This window comes from Streptomyces sp. NPDC111516 (genome assembly GCF_055635345.1).
This window is the reverse complement of the sequence record NZ_JBVKBV010000005.1, coordinates 230,775-244,122: the sequence shown is the minus strand read 5'-3', so window position 1 is coordinate 244,122 and position 13,348 is coordinate 230,775. Positions and strand designations below refer to the sequence as shown.

Here is a 13,348-nt window from a genome sequence, read left to right as displayed (position 1 = left end):
GGCGCCGGACGGTGCCCGAAGGCCCTGGTCGCACCACCCTTACGCCATGGGCGCACGGCCGTATTGGGCCCCTGAGCGGGCCGCGCTACCGCTCAGGGGCCCCGGCCCGACGGCCGTTCCTCCTCCGTCACCCGTGATCGGCCCGCACCGATGCGTGAACGGCCTGTGGAGCGGGCGTACTTACTCATTCCGAAACGATCAGTTGGGTCCGATTGGCAAGCTTGTCCTGGTCCGGAAACGGACAGAGCTGAGCGCGGCGCGTGTCGATCGCAGGGGAGGGGCGGGGGAGCGGCCATGGTGAGGTCATGAACAGCGTTGACCTTTTGACGGACGCGTTCACCCGCGTCCAGGAGACGGTGCACTCGGCGGTCGAGGGACTGTCACCCACCGACCTCCATGCTCGCCTCGATGACGGAGCGAACACGATCGCCTGGCTCGTGTGGCACCTCACCCGGATCCAGGACGACCATGTCTCGGATGCGGCCGGTATCGAGCAGGTCTGGTTCACCCGGGACTGGGCCTCCCGTTTCGATCTGCCCTTCGAGAAGAACGCCACCGGGTACGGGCACAGCGATGCGGACGTCGCGGCGGTGCAGGTGGGATCGCCCGAACTGCTGCTCGGCTACTACGACGACGTCCATGAACAGACTCTCGATTTCATCGGCGGGCTCGACGGCAGGGCTCTGAACCGCGTCGTCGACGAGGCGTGGTCGCCGCCGGTCACCCTCGGGGTCCGTCTGATCAGCGTCATCTCGGACGACCTGCAGCACGCCGGCCAGGCGGCCTTCGTACGGGGCGCGCTCGAGCGCCGGTAGAACTCGACGCGAGTGAGGGCCTGTTGTGCCGTCGGGCGGCGCCGGCGCACTCCCGTTCCCGTTCCGTCACCTGGTCCGCCGGAGCCGAGGTCGCAGGCCGCGCGGCCTCGCCTCCGACGGGTTTCCGGTGTCTCAGGCCTTGAGCCCGACGCCGCTCACCGCATGCCCCTGCAGGGTGTCCGCCGGGCTCTGGTCGGGGTCGGGGCGCCAGACCGACGTCCGCACGACGCCCGGCTCCACCAGTTCCAAGCCGTGGAAGAAGTCGGCGATCCGCTCAGGGCTGCGCAGATGATAAGAACTTGCCGAGTTCGCGTTGTAGGAGGCGACGGCCTGGTTCAGCGAGTCACTCGTGTTCGTGCCGTCGCTGAGGGCCAGATAGCTTCCTGAGGGGAGCGCGGCCACCAGCCGGTCGACCAGCGCCCACGGGTCGTCCTCATCGGGGAGCTGCCCCATGATCCCCAGCATGGTCAGCCCGACCGGCCGGCTGAAGTCCAGCGTCTTGGCGGCCTCGGCGAGAATCGCGTCGGTGTTCCTGACGTCGGCGTCGATGTATGCGCACGCGCCCTCGGGAGTGCTGGTGAGCAGGGCGCGGGCATGGGTCAGGACGAGCGGGTCGTTGTCGACGTACACAATCCGGGAATCCGGGGCCACCCGCTGGGCCACCTCGTGCGTGTTGTCGGCCGTCGGCAGGCCCGTGCCTATGTCGAGGAATTGACGGATGCCCGCCTCTGCGGTCAGGAAGCGCACGGCGCGGGCGAGGAAGGCTCGCTGGAGGCGGGCGATGGCGGCGAAGTCCGGGAAGACATTGAGGATCATGTCTCCCATTTGGTGGTCGACGGAGTAGTTGTCCTTGCCACCCAGGAGGTAGTTCCACACGCGTGCCGAATGAGGCCGGTCCGTCTGAAGCCTGTCGGCCGGCGACTGCGAAGATGTACTCATGGCGAGATCCTCACATATGCCAGTCGCGCATGCCTGACCTATTGATCATCGGCGACGATCCGGACGGGGACGCACCTCCTGTCGGAGGTGCGTCCGGCAGAGCGCGGTGACGGACCGTCGGTCAACAGGAAACCGCTGTGGTGCATTCGGCGGTCCCGGGCCCGCCACGCTGCCTGTGTCCACCGTTTTCCGCGCCGAAGACACCGAGGCTGCTCTTGCGGTCGACGGAACGGACGGTCCATGGAGGTCCGCGAAGGCACTCGTCGTCGTGGCGGCATACTGCCGAGATGTACTCCGATGCCGATGCCGCCGTGCTCTACGACCTGCTCAACTCATCGGGACCGAGCGACGATTTCTATCTGTCATGTGTCATGGATGCCCCTTCCGTCCTGGACGTGGTGTGCGGAACCGGCAACCCGCCTGCGTACTGGGGGACGTCCACACCGCCTCGCTGCTGGAGGAGCTGACGGACCGGATCGCCGCCGAGGACGATCTCCCGACGGCCCGGTCGTCCGGCTGCGCGCCTACGGCGCCCAGCACAGCACCGCCCTCACGGACACTCTGGAGGCCTGGCTGAGCGCCTTCGGCGATGTGGCCGCCGCAGCTGCCGCCGTACACATCCACCACATCCACCCCGATACCTTCCGCTACCGGCTCAAGCGGCTGGCCGTGGTGGCAGGCATCGATCTCAACGACCCGGAGGCGAGATTCGAGGCGATGCTGCAACTGCGGCTGAACCCGCCGCACCCCTGACGCCGGCCCGACTGCCGCCATGACACGCGGATCCGCCCGGCCCACGGTGGGCGGAATGATGAAAGAGTTCTCGGAGCAGCGGGACGCACCTGTGCCCGCATGTCCGTGTGTCTGCGTAACCGAATGTCGACGATGGGACAGATGCCATGCCTCTCAAGGGTGAGTACGAGCCGAGCCCCGCGCAGTGGGTCCGCGATCAGGTCGAGCTGTTCGAGAGCTCCGGTGGGACCGAGGGGACCACGATGCGGGGCCTGCCGGTGATCATCCTGACCACCCGCGGTGCCAAGAGCGGCAAGATCCGCAAGACCCCGCTCATGCGGGTCGAGCACAACGGCACGTACGCCGTGGTCGCCTCGCTGGGCGGCGCCCCCAAGCACCCCGTCTGGTACCACAACATCGTGGCCGACCCCCGCGTGGAACTGCAGGACGGCCCCGTCCGCCAGGACATGAACGCCCGTGAGGTCACCGACGAGGAGAAGGCGGTGTGGTGGCAGCGCGCGGTCGAGGCGTTCCCCGACTACGCCGACTACCAGCTCAAGACCGACCGGCAGATTCCGGTCTTCGTCCTGGAGCCGACTGCCGAACAGCACTGACGACCGCCCGGGGGAGGCGTGGGCCGCACGCCCGCCGTGCCTCCCCCGGACGCGGCTTCGCCGGCCGGGGCGCGGTCAGCGGTGCTCCGGGTTGGGATAGTCCGAGCGGCAGCCCGCATCCCACTCGGAGCGCTGGTTGCCGTGGGCCGGGATGCCGTTCGAACGCCGCAGCATCGTGGCGAGATGCATCAGGTTCCAGGCCATGAAAGAGGTGTTGCGGTTGGTGAAGTCGTTGTCCGGACCGCCCGACCCCGGGTCCAGGTACGACGGGCCGGGCCCCGCCTCCCCGATCCAGCCCGCATCGGCCTGCGGAGGGATCGTGTAGCCGAGGTGCTGGAGGCTGTAGAGCAGATTCATCGCGCAGTGCTTGACCCCGTCCTCGTTCCCGGTGATGAGACAGCCGCCCACCCGGCCGTAATACGCGTACTGGCCCCTGTCGTTGAGGACGCTGGAACAGGCGTAGAGGCGCTCGACGACCCGTTTCATCACCGAGCTGTTGTCACCCAGCCAGATCGGCCCGCAGAGCACCAGGATGTCGGCGGCCATCACCTTCTCGTACAGTTCCGGCCAGGCGTCCGTCTGCCAGCCGTGCTCTCTCATGTCCGGCCAGACGCCGGTCGCAATGTCCTGGTCGACGGCCCGGACCACCTCGGTGGTGACGCCGTGCTCCTCCATGATCGCGCGGCTGTGGTCGATCAGCCCCTGCGTATTGCTGGTCTCCGGGGAGCGCTTGAGTGTGCAGTTGAGATAGAGCGCGCGCAGATCGTCGAAGCGGTAGGTGTCATCGGTGCGGCCGGGCGACGACATGCGCAGGCTCCTCGGGATGTATACGGGGAAGTGATGTGAACCTCGGTCTACCGTCATGTGCGGCCGTACCGGGCGGTAGGCGCGCGGGTAGCCCCCCATACGCAGCAAGTCCGGTCCGTGGTCATCCGGCGGATGCGCTCGGCGCTCCGGCCGTGCCTGCCGCAGGCGTTTCCTTGCGGGTTACCGCCCACACGAGGAGCGCGAGTGCGCTGATCGCGGCGCCGAGAACGCACACCGCACCCCATCCGGCCATCGCGTATACGGTCGTCGAGGCGAGCGCGCCCGCAGCGCTGCCGACCGAGTAGAAGACCATGTAACCGCCGATCAGACGGCTGCCCGCGTCGGGACGGGCCGCGTAGATCAGGCTCTGGCTGGTGACGTGGGCGGCCTGCACGGCGAGGTCGAGGACGACCGCGCCGATCGCCAGTGACCACAGCGACTGCCGGGTGAGGGAGAGGGGCAACCACGACATGGTGAGCAGGGCCAGTGCGACGCCGGTTGTCCACCCGGCGAGGCCGCGGTCGTGCAGGCGCCCGGCCGGGGCGGCCGCGAGTGCGCCCGCCGCCCCCGCGAGCCCGAACGCTCCGATCGCTGTGTGCGACAGCGACAGCGGGGGTTCGCTCAACGGCAGCGCGACGCAGCTCCACAGGGTGCTGAACGCGGCGAAGATCAGCAGAGCGAGCAGAGCTCGGACGCGGAGCACGCGTTCCTCGGCGAACAGGACGAGTGTCGAACGCAGCAGCTGCACGTATCGCATGGATGTGGGCGGTGCGGCGCGTCGTGGCAGCGCGCGATGCAGGGACAGGGGGAGCGCGAGGGTCAGGGCCGCCGATGTGAGGTAGACCGTTCGCCAGCCCGCCAGGTCGGCCAGTGCACCGGAGACCGTGCGGGCGAGCAGGATTCCGATGACGATTCCGCTGGTGACCAGGCCGACCGCGCTGCCGCGTCGGTCCGGGGTGGACAGCGACGCGGCGAACGCCACGAGAGTCTGCGTCACCACGGCGAGAAAGCCCACCGCCGCCAGGGCGGTCAGCAGGATCGGTGCGGTGGCCGCGGTCCCGGTTGCGATGAGTGCCGTCGCCAGCAGTACCAGCTGGATCACGACAAGGCGCCGCCGGTCGACCAGATCGCCCAGGGGCACGAGCAGGAACAGCCCGACGCCGTACCCGATCTGGGTGAGGGTGACGACGATGCCGACGGTCGCCGCACTGATCCGGAAGTCCCGGCTCAGGGTGACGAGCAGGGGCTGCGCGAAGTAGACATTGGCCACCGCCGAACCGGACGCGACCGCGAACAGCAGTGTCGTGCGTCCGGACAGGGTGCGAGCCGGTGTGCCCCCGTCTGCCTTCTCGGATCGCATCGTTCTCTTGCTGTCGGCCACGTGACATCCTTCGATCGAGTTGGTTGCATGTTGCTACCAGGTTGACCGTAGTCGCACCTGGTAGCATGTTGCAACCGGTGGTGTGAGGGAGGGCGGCATGGTCAAGCGGACACGCTTCAACGAGAGCGACTGCCCGGTGGCTCGTTCGGTCGACGCGATCGGCGACTGGTGGTCGCTCCTGATCGTCCGCGACGCGTTCGACGGCAGTCGCCGCTTCGGGGAGTTCCAGCGCAGCCTGGGCGTGGCGAAGAACATCCTCGCGTCGCGCCTGCGCGATCTGGTCGCGGGCGGCATCCTCGACATGGCTCCGGCGGCCGACGGCGGCGCGTACCACGAATACGTGCTGACGCCCAAAGGCACGGATCTCTTCCCGGTCATCGTGGCGCTGCGGCAGTGGGGCGAGGGCCACTTCTTCGATCCCGGCGAACCGCACTCGGAGATGGTCGACCTGCGGCACGGCCGTCCGCCCCGGGCGCTGGAGGTCCACTCGGCCGACGGACGGCAGCTCGGACCCGACGACATCACGGTGAAGAAGGTTGAACGCCCCGCGGACGCGGCAGCAGCATCCGAATAGGCCGCAGTGCGGCACGGCTCGGCGGCGCCGCCACCTGCCCGACCGTCCGCGTCACACGCGCACGACCGGCACCCGGTCCCCCCCCCGGACAGTCGATCAGGGCGCGCGTCCGCCCGCCCTCCCGCGCTCCAATGGACGGGTGACCGCGCCTCCCGACGACTGCCTCGCGCGCAATGAGTGGCTCTGCGGCGCCTACCTGACCAGCCGTCGCGAACTTCTCTGGGACGCCGTCGTCCAGCACCTGCAGCTCACCGCGGTCTCCGTACTCCTCGGACTGGTCCTCGCCGTTCCGCTCGCCCTCGCGGCGCGCCGCCTGCGCTGGGCGGCCGGCCCGGTCCTCGGCGTGACGACCATCCTCTACACCGTGCCGTCGCTCGCCATGTTCTCGCTGCTGCTGCCGGTGTACGGACTCTCCCCCTCGCTCGTCGTCGCCGGGCTCGTCCTGTACTCGCTCACCCTCCTCGTAAGGAACATCCTCGCCGGACTGCGCGCCGTGCCCGCGGAGACCAGGCAGGCCGCACGCGGCATGGGGTACGGCCCCGTGCGCCTGCTCGTCGCCGTGGAGCTTCCGCTGGCCCTGCCCGCCGCCATGGCCGGACTGCGTATCGCGACCGTCTCCGCGGTCTCCCTGGTCACGGTCGGTGCGATCGTCGGCTACGGCGGACTCGGCAACCTCATCTACTCCGGGATGAACACGTACTTCAAGGCCCAGGTGCTCACCGCCTCCGTCCTCTGCGTCGTGATCGCCGTCGCCGCCGACGTGCTGCTTCTTCTCATGCAACGAATCCTGACCCCGTGGACCCGGAGGCGGTCGTGAACACCCTCGTCGCCGCCTGGTCCTGGCTCACGACCCCGGCGCACTGGTCCGGCGACGGCGGCATCTGGAACCGTCTCGGCCAGCATCTGTTCCTCACCGTCGTCTGCCTGCTCATCAGCTGTCTGATCGCGCTGCCCATCGCCCTGGTCCTCGGCCATCTCGGCAAGGGCGGCGCGCTCGCCGTGAACATCTCCAACATCGGCCGGGCCGTCCCCACCTTCGCCGTGCTGGTGCTGCTGCTCCTCACTCCGATCGGCGGGCACGGCGAGTGGCCGACCATCATCGCCCTCGTCCTCTTTGCCGTACCGCCGCTGCTCACCAACGCCTACGTCGGCATGCGCGAGGTCGACCGCGACGTCGTACGGGCGGCCACCGGAATGGGCATGACGGGCAGACAGCTGATGCTGGGAGTGGAGGTGCCGCTCGCCCTGCCCCTGATTCTCACCGGCGTACGGATCGCCGCCGTCCAGCTCGTCGCCACCGCCACCCTCGCGGCGCTGGTGGGCGGCGGGGGACTCGGGCGCATCATCACCGCGGGCTTCAACCTCGCCTCCACCGCGCAGGTGGTCGCGGGGGCCGTGCTCGTAGCCGTCTTCGCCCTGATCGTCGAAGGGCTCTTCGAAGTGGCACAACGGCTCGCCCCCGACCGGTTCCGCGGCGAGGAGTCAGGATGAGGCCGCGAAGTGCCCTCCCCGTGCTCCTCGCGCTCCTGCTGTCGGCGAGCGCCTGCACCACCGGGCCCTCCCTGGAGAACCAGGGCGAGGTCACCGCACCGCCGGGCGACAGCAAGCACCTCACCATCGGCTCCGCGGGCTTCACCGAGAGCGATCTGCTCGCCCAGATGTACGCGCTGCTGCTGGACCGGGCCGGCTACGCCACGAAGATCATTTCCGTCACCAACCGTGAGATCTACGAACCGGCGCTGGAGCGTGGTCAGATCGACGTCGTACCGGAGTACGCGGCCACCTTCGCGGACTGGCTGAACGCCAAGAAGAACGGTGCCGACGCAGCCCCCGTCGGCTCGCCCGGCCTCGCCGCCACGATGAAGGCCCTGCGCGCCCTCGCCGCACCCCGTGGCCTCACCGTCCTCGGCCCCGGGCGCGCGGTCGACCAGAACGCCTTCGCGGTCGCCGCCCCGTACGCGGCGAAACACCACCTGAAGACCCTCAGCGACCTCGGTGGATCCGGACTGCCCGTGCGCCTGGCCGCCGGCGACGAATGCGTACAACGCCCCTACTGCGCACCTGGTCTGAAGAAGACGTACGGCATCCGCATCACGGCCGTGGACCCCAAGGGCGTCGGCACCACCCAGGCCAAACAGGCCGTCCGGAACGGTCAGGACCAGCTGGTCCTGACCACCACCACCGACGCCACCCTCGACGACTTCGGCCTCGTCCTGCTCGCCGACGACAAGCACCTGCAGAACGCCGACTACCTCGTCCCCGTCGTCAACCGGTCCCGGGCGGGCAGCGAAGGCGTACGCAAGGCGCTGGGCAGGCTCAACGCCGTACTGACGACCGCCGACCTGGCCCGGCTCAACGAGCAGGTCGACAGCTGGCGACGGCTGCCCGAGGACGTGGCACGCAGCTACCTGGAGTCCAAGTACCTCATCCCGCGCGGCTAGGGTTCTGCGTTCGGATCAGGCCGTCAGCTTCCCGGGCAGCCAGCCCAGCTGCGCGGCCTCCTGGAAGGGCCCACCGCCCTCGTGATCGTTGAAGTCGTACACCTCGATGGCCTTGTCATGGTGGGCGTACGCGTTGAAGGCGGCGAAGACGGTCGAGGGCGGGCAGGTCATGTCCTCCAGAGCCGTCGAGAACAGCGCCGGTGCACGCCCGCGTGCGGCGAAGTGCACCCCGTCGAAGTAGGACAGAGTGGCCCTCGCCCGCTCGGCCCGGCCCCGGTGCGTCTTGAGGTAGCTGCCCACCTCGCGGTACGGGTTGCGGTCGGTGACGGTGAGCGCGCGGGGGAAGTCGCACAGGAACGGGACGTCCGGTGCGATCGCCGTGAGGTCGGGTATCAGCCCGCCGACGGCGAGCGTGATGCCGCCGCCCTGACTCTCACCGATCGCCGCGGTGCGTGCCGCATCGGTCAGCGGATGCGAGCGCGCCGCCTCCACCGCACGTACCGCGTCGGTGAACACGCGCCGGTAGTAGAACGCGTGCGGGTCCTCGATGCCCCGGGTCATGAAACCGGGGTACGAGGGTGCGCTGCCCACCGGATCGGGGGTGTCGCCGACCTGCCAGCCGCTGCCCTGGCCCCGGGTGTCCATCACGAAGTGCGCGAAACCGGCCGACGCCCAGAGCAGATGGGTGTGGGCCAGGCCCCGCCCCCCGCCGTAGCCGATGAACTCCACGACCACCGGCAGCGGTTCGGTGGTGCCCGCCGGGAGAACGAACCAGCCCTTGACCGGGTGACCGCCGAAGCCCGCGAACGTCACGTCGTACACGTCGACGGTCGTCAGCCCCGTGCCCGTACGCAGCTCGAACCGGGTGTCGAGGTCGTGGGACCTGGCCTCGTCGAGGGTTTTCGACCAGAACGCGTCGAAGTCCTCCGGCTCCACCGAACGGCTGCGGTAGTCGCGCAGCTCGTCGAGGGGCAGATCGAACAGGGACATGCAAAACCGCCTTCTTCGCAGGGGTGAGTGATCACCCGTGGGGATGGTTGATCACACCGTACGGGTGCGGGCGGCGCGCGGACGCGGGCAGGACGGCAGCAGCTGCCGGCGCGGGCGGTGGGGCGAGTCCTGACCGGCGCGTGGCGTGCGACGCACAGCGCGCGACCTACGCGTCCGCCACCGAGTCGAACTGCACCTCGTCCCGGCCCACTCCCTGCGCATCGGCGTCCACCGAGCGGCGCAGCGCCTCGTGGAGCTTGGCCGGAGTCAGCACGCCGAGGAACCGTGACCCGTCCAGCACCGCGACCCACCCGGCGTCGTGCTGGAGCATCTCGCTGAACGCCTGCTTCAGCGGTGCACCGACCGGCACCCAGGCGTTCATCCGGCGGGCCAGCTCGCCGACCGTACCGTGTTCCCCGGCGATCCGCAGCGCGTCCGCCGACACCCAGCCGTGCAGGTCGCCCTCGCCGTTCAGCACCACCGCCCAGCGGGCACCGGCACTGCTCAGCCGTGCTGCCGCCGACCTCACCGGCTCGTCCGGCCGGGCGACCGGCGGCTCCTCCAGATCGGCCGGCTCGATCGAGGTGACCGAAAGGCGTTTCAGACCCCGGTCGGCGCCCACGAACTGTGCCACATACGAGGTCGCGGGAGACCCGAGCACCGCCGCCGGGCTGTCGAACTGCTCGATGCTCCCCGCCCCGTAGACCGCGATCCGGTCACCCATCCGGACCGCTTCCTCGATGTCATGGGTGACCATCAGGACCGTCTTCCTGACCGTCGCCTGAAGACTCAGGAATTCGTCCTGCAGCCGCTCACGCACCACCGGGTCGACCGCGCCGAACGGCTCGTCCATCAGCAGCACCGGCGGGTCGGCGGCCAACGCTCTCGCCACGCCCACGCGTTGACGCTGCCCGCCGGAGAGCTGGGCGGGGTAGCGGGAGCCGTACGTCTTCGGGTCGAGGCCCACCAGATCCAGCAGCTCGGCCGCCCGCTCGCGAGCCCTCGCCCGCTTCCAGCCGACCAGCGAGGGGACCGTCGCGGTGTTGTCGAGGACCGTGCGGTGCGGGAAGAGACCGACCTGCTGGATGACATAGCCGATCCGGCGGCGCAGTTTCACCGGATCGACGCCGGAGATGTCCTCGCCGTTGACCAGGATCCGGCCCGACGACGGCTCGATCAGCCGGTTCACCATCATCATCGTGGTGGTCTTGCCACAGCCGGACGGTCCGACCAGGGTGACGAGTTCCCCGTCGGCGACCTCGAAGGAAAGGTCCTCCACCGCGCTCGTACCGTCCGGATAGACCTTGCTGACCTGCTCGAACCGGATCATGCCTGCACGGTAGGAGGCCCCCGGGCCTGCCGCACACGGGCCACGACTGTCCGTGTCACGGCCATGTGCTGAACTGTCCGTGGAACATCTGATTCAGGAGCACCTTGTGAGCAGTTACCGGCACCCCGGCATCGTCTTCACCGACCGCTATTTCACGGTCCCGCTCGACCACACCGATCCGTGCGGTGAGCAGATCGAGGTCTTCGGCAGGGAGGCCGTGGCGAGCGGCAAGGACGGCGAGGAGCTGCCCTGGCTGGTCTATCTGGAGGGTGGTCCCGGCTTCGGCGCCAGGCGCTTCGTCGGCACGGAGGCATGGCTGGGACGGGCGGTGAAGGAGTTCCGTGTGCTGCTCCTCGACCAGCGCGGCACCGGACTGTCCACCCCGGCCAACCGGCAGACCCTGCCGTTGCGTGGCGGTCCGCGCGAGCAGGCCGACTACCTCGCCCACTTCCGGGCCGACAACATCGTGCGCGACTGCGAGCTCATCCGCCCGAAGCTGACCGGCGGCCAACCATGGACGGTCCTCGGTCAGTCCTTCGGCGGCTTCTGCGCCGTCCGCTACCTGTCGGCCGCCCCCGAAGGGCTCAGGACCGTCCTGATCACCGGCGGGCTGCCCTCGCTCGACGCACACGCCGACGACGTCTACCGGGCCGCCTACCCGCGGATCGAGCGCAAGGTCGCCGCCCACTACGCGCGCTACCCGCAGGACGTCGGGCATGCCCGGGAGATCACCGCTCACCTCGCGAAGAACCGGCCGGAAAGCGCGGGCCACCGGCTGACGCCCGAGGGCTTCCAGTCCCTCGGAATCATGCTGGGCGGCGGCAACGGCAGTCACCAGCTGCACTACCTGTTGGAGAACGCCTTCGTCCGCACGCCGCTGGGCACCGAGCTCTCGGATGCGTTCCAGGAGGCGATGCGCACGGCGAGTTCGTTCGCCGGGCATCCGCTGTACGCGCTGATGCACGAGGCGATCTACGGCCAGGGGGAGCGGCCCACCGGCTGGGCCGCTGAGCGGGTCCGTGCCGAATTCCCCCAGTTCGACGCGGTCGCGGCGCTCAAGGGCGACGGCCCGGTGCTCTTCACCGGGGAGAGCATCCACCCCTGGCACTTCGAGGTCGACCCGGCGCTGCGCCCGCTGCGCGAGACCGCCGAACTGCTGGCCTCCCGTACCGACTGGGCGCGGCTCTACGACACCGAGCGGCTGGCCGCCAACGAGGTGCCGGTCGCCGCAGCCGTCTACCACGACGACATGTACGTCGACACCGGGCACGCGCTGCGCACGGCGGCGGCGATCCGCGGGCTGCGTACCTGGGTGACCAACGAGCACGAGCACGACGGGCTGCGCGCGGGCGGACCGCGCGTACTGGACCGGTTGCTCGCCCTGGTCCGGGACGAGATCTGATCCGTTCCCGTGAACGGGAGGAACCGGACACGCAGGCGCGTGACCGGCTCCTCCCGTCGCCCGGTGTGTCAGCTCTGGAGGGCGTCCAGCGTCGCGTCCAGGTTCGCGGCCGAGCGCGGGGCGCGGTTGTACGGAAGCTTCGACAGGGCCGCCGCCATCCCGCATGTGTCGGTCACGGCGGAGAAGACGAGCCCGGAGCCGATGCCCGCGGAGATCCACCGGGCGGCCGGGAAGCGCACCCCGGCCAGCAGGCCGGCCACCACCAGAGAACCCGCGGCGAGCCGGACCTGACGCTCCATCGACCAGGTCGGCCGGGCCCCGGCCGGACGGTCGAGATCGCGGCCCTCGCCCTCCCAGGCCGAGGTGCCGCCGGACAGTGTCACGGCGTCGATGTCGGCCGCAGCGAGAATGTCGCAGGCTCGGGTGGAGCGGACGCCGGAGGCGCACACCACGAGCAGCGAGCGGCGGGCAGCGGCGGACTTCAGGGCGGGCACGGCCTCGGGGAGGCGGTCCAGCGGGATGTTCAGGGCACCGGGCACGTGCCCGGAGACGTACTCGCCGGGGGCCCGCACATCGATGACGGTGAACTCCGCGAGACGCGCCGCGGCCTGGGCGGGGGAGAGGGAGACGGGGCTGGTCACGAGCAGTTGATTCCTTTCGTTCACCGGGGCCGAGGAGGAACTCGGTCTCTCCTGCCCCATTCGGTTAGAATACCCCTTGGGGTATTCTAAGGAGAATGTTGTGGAACTCGACATGGCGGCCGACGAACTGAAGTCGGTTCTCAACCGCCTTCGCCGCGCACAGGGCCAGCTCGCCGGGATCATCAGGATGATCGAGGAGGGCCGGGACTGCGAGGACGTCATCACGCAGATGGCGGCGGTTTCGCGGGCGCTCGACCGGGCCGGTTTCGCGATCATCGCGACGGGCCTGCAGCACTGCATGGCCGACGGCGGCAGTGAGCCCGCGGACCGGGACCAGATGCGGGCACGGCTGGAGAAGCTCTTTCTCTCGCTGGCCTGACCGAGGAACAGGGGACGCCCGTGCACGGGGCCATCACCGCCCCGTCCGGCGCGGTGCGCGTGGTGAGGCGGGTGCACGGGACGGCTGTGGAGCGCTCGGGCGCGGGGCGAGTCATGAGGCGTACGCGCCGCCGCCGCAGGAGGAGCGCGGAAGGCGAGCGAACGCGGATCGCCGGCGGCTAACGGCCTGACCCACGATTGGCAGCGGCGTCCCAGTGTCTGGGACCCTCGCCTCCCGCGTTGTCGTCAGTCGCGATGTTCCCCGAGCTCTCGGCTTCGCTCGAGCAGGGGAGTCCCCACCCGC

Annotated in this window: 15 protein-coding genes; 9 read left to right on the top strand and 6 right to left on the bottom strand. The window is 69.7% G+C overall.

All coding sequences use genetic code 11. The features are described from left to right. Positions 1–305 precede the first annotated feature (305 nt). A complete protein-coding gene (locus ACZ7L9_RS13265; RefSeq protein WP_471415003.1) occupies positions 306–815 on the top strand; it encodes a mycothiol transferase in 510 nt (169 codons plus the stop codon). 132 nt (positions 816–947) lie between these two features. On the opposite strand, the gene ACZ7L9_RS13260 is transcribed toward ACZ7L9_RS13265, so the two are convergent. Further along, positions 948–1,754, bottom strand: coding sequence for an SAM-dependent methyltransferase (locus tag ACZ7L9_RS13260; protein WP_471415001.1), 807 nt, complete (start codon positions 1,752–1,754; stop codon positions 948–950). Between the two features lie 375 nt (positions 1,755–2,129). On the opposite strand from ACZ7L9_RS13260, the gene ACZ7L9_RS13255 reads away from it, so the two are divergent. Both ACZ7L9_RS13255 and ACZ7L9_RS13250 read left to right on the top strand, forming a co-directional pair. Further along, positions 2,130–2,507: a helix-turn-helix domain-containing protein gene (locus tag ACZ7L9_RS13255; RefSeq protein WP_471414999.1), complete on the top strand. Its 378-nt coding sequence runs from the start codon at positions 2,130–2,132 to the stop codon at positions 2,505–2,507. 146 nt (positions 2,508–2,653) lie between these two features. Then, positions 2,654–3,100 carry a nitroreductase family deazaflavin-dependent oxidoreductase gene (locus ACZ7L9_RS13250; protein ID WP_471414997.1) on the top strand — a complete coding sequence of 149 codons (447 nt, stop codon included), beginning with the start codon at positions 2,654–2,656 and terminating at the stop codon, positions 3,098–3,100. Positions 3,101–3,175: 75 nt separating this feature from the next. Here ACZ7L9_RS13250 and ACZ7L9_RS13245 read toward each other — a convergent pair whose 3' ends face one another. Further along, entirely contained in the window at positions 3,176–3,907 is a 732-nt protein-coding gene (locus tag ACZ7L9_RS13245) for a flavodoxin family protein (RefSeq protein WP_471414996.1), read from the bottom strand. Between the two features lie 121 nt (positions 3,908–4,028). Continuing rightward, the gene (locus ACZ7L9_RS13240) at positions 4,029–5,267 is read right to left on the bottom strand and encodes an MFS transporter (RefSeq protein WP_471415201.1); all 1,239 of its coding nucleotides are present in this window, start codon (positions 5,265–5,267) and stop codon (positions 4,029–4,031) included. Between the two features lie 118 nt (positions 5,268–5,385). Between ACZ7L9_RS13240 and ACZ7L9_RS13235 the strand changes: the two genes are divergently transcribed. The 4 genes from ACZ7L9_RS13235 (at position 5,386) to ACZ7L9_RS13220 (ending at position 8,303) form a co-directional block, all read left to right on the top strand. Continuing rightward, positions 5,386–5,862, top strand: a complete 477-nt coding sequence (locus tag ACZ7L9_RS13235) for a winged helix-turn-helix transcriptional regulator (protein WP_471414994.1) — start codon at positions 5,386–5,388, stop codon at positions 5,860–5,862. 139 nt (positions 5,863–6,001) lie between these two features. Then, on the top strand, positions 6,002–6,679 hold the full coding sequence (locus tag ACZ7L9_RS13230; protein WP_471414993.1) for an ABC transporter permease: 678 nt from the start codon (positions 6,002–6,004) through the stop codon (positions 6,677–6,679). After that, positions 6,676–7,353: an ABC transporter permease gene (locus ACZ7L9_RS13225; RefSeq protein WP_471414991.1), complete on the top strand. Its 678-nt coding sequence runs from the start codon at positions 6,676–6,678 to the stop codon at positions 7,351–7,353. The genes ACZ7L9_RS13230 and ACZ7L9_RS13225 overlap by 4 nt, the downstream gene beginning before the upstream one ends. Then, positions 7,350–8,303, top strand: a complete 954-nt coding sequence (locus ACZ7L9_RS13220) for an ABC transporter substrate-binding protein (RefSeq protein ID WP_471414990.1) — start codon at positions 7,350–7,352, stop codon at positions 8,301–8,303. The genes ACZ7L9_RS13225 and ACZ7L9_RS13220 overlap by 4 nt, the downstream gene beginning before the upstream one ends. A gap of 15 nt (positions 8,304–8,318) precedes the next feature. On the opposite strand, the gene ACZ7L9_RS13215 is transcribed toward ACZ7L9_RS13220, so the two are convergent. Both ACZ7L9_RS13215 and ACZ7L9_RS13210 read right to left on the bottom strand, forming a co-directional pair. After that, positions 8,319–9,293 (bottom strand): acetylxylan esterase, encoded by a 975-nt coding sequence (locus tag ACZ7L9_RS13215; protein ID WP_471414988.1) that lies wholly within the window; start codon positions 9,291–9,293, stop codon positions 8,319–8,321. A 166-nt stretch (positions 9,294–9,459) separates the two neighbouring features. Beyond that, on the bottom strand, positions 9,460–10,623 hold the full coding sequence (locus ACZ7L9_RS13210) for an ABC transporter ATP-binding protein (RefSeq protein WP_471414986.1): 1,164 nt from the start codon (positions 10,621–10,623) through the stop codon (positions 9,460–9,462). 106 nt (positions 10,624–10,729) lie between these two features. Here ACZ7L9_RS13210 and ACZ7L9_RS13205 point away from each other — a divergent pair, with 106 nt between their 5' ends. Further along, the gene (locus tag ACZ7L9_RS13205) at positions 10,730–12,025 is read left to right on the top strand and encodes an alpha/beta fold hydrolase (protein ID WP_471414984.1); all 1,296 of its coding nucleotides are present in this window, start codon (positions 10,730–10,732) and stop codon (positions 12,023–12,025) included. A 68-nt stretch (positions 12,026–12,093) separates the two neighbouring features. On the opposite strand, the gene ACZ7L9_RS13200 is transcribed toward ACZ7L9_RS13205, so the two are convergent. After that, positions 12,094–12,666, bottom strand: coding sequence for a rhodanese-like domain-containing protein (locus ACZ7L9_RS13200; RefSeq protein WP_471414983.1), 573 nt, complete (start codon positions 12,664–12,666; stop codon positions 12,094–12,096). A 100-nt stretch (positions 12,667–12,766) separates the two neighbouring features. Between ACZ7L9_RS13200 and ACZ7L9_RS13195 the strand changes: the two genes are divergently transcribed. Continuing rightward, positions 12,767–13,045 carry a metal-sensitive transcriptional regulator gene (locus tag ACZ7L9_RS13195; RefSeq protein ID WP_093896672.1) on the top strand — a complete coding sequence of 93 codons (279 nt, stop codon included), beginning with the start codon at positions 12,767–12,769 and terminating at the stop codon, positions 13,043–13,045. The last annotated feature ends 303 nt before the right edge of the window (positions 13,046–13,348 follow it).

Excerpts from the sequence above, each read along its gene's own strand:
- ACZ7L9_RS13265 (WP_471415003.1), top strand. The coding sequence starts at position 306 with ATGAACAGCGTTGACCTTTTGACGGACGCGTTCACCCGCGTCCAGGAG.
- ACZ7L9_RS13260 (WP_471415001.1), bottom strand. The coding sequence starts at position 1,754 with ATGAGTACATCTTCGCAGTCGCCGGCCGACAGGCTTCAGACGGACCGG.
- ACZ7L9_RS13255 (WP_471414999.1), top strand. The coding sequence starts at position 2,130 with ATGCCCCTTCCGTCCTGGACGTGGTGTGCGGAACCGGCAACCCGCCTG.
- ACZ7L9_RS13250 (WP_471414997.1), top strand. The coding sequence starts at position 2,654 with ATGCCTCTCAAGGGTGAGTACGAGCCGAGCCCCGCGCAGTGGGTCCGC.
- ACZ7L9_RS13245 (WP_471414996.1), bottom strand. The coding sequence starts at position 3,907 with ATGTCGTCGCCCGGCCGCACCGATGACACCTACCGCTTCGACGATCTG.
- ACZ7L9_RS13240 (WP_471415201.1), bottom strand. The coding sequence starts at position 5,267 with ATGCGATCCGAGAAGGCAGACGGGGGCACACCGGCTCGCACCCTGTCC.
- ACZ7L9_RS13235 (WP_471414994.1), top strand. The coding sequence starts at position 5,386 with ATGGTCAAGCGGACACGCTTCAACGAGAGCGACTGCCCGGTGGCTCGT.
- ACZ7L9_RS13220 (WP_471414990.1), top strand. The coding sequence starts at position 7,350 with ATGAGGCCGCGAAGTGCCCTCCCCGTGCTCCTCGCGCTCCTGCTGTCG.
- ACZ7L9_RS13215 (WP_471414988.1), bottom strand. The coding sequence starts at position 9,293 with ATGTCCCTGTTCGATCTGCCCCTCGACGAGCTGCGCGACTACCGCAGC.
- ACZ7L9_RS13210 (WP_471414986.1), bottom strand. The coding sequence starts at position 10,623 with ATGATCCGGTTCGAGCAGGTCAGCAAGGTCTATCCGGACGGTACGAGC.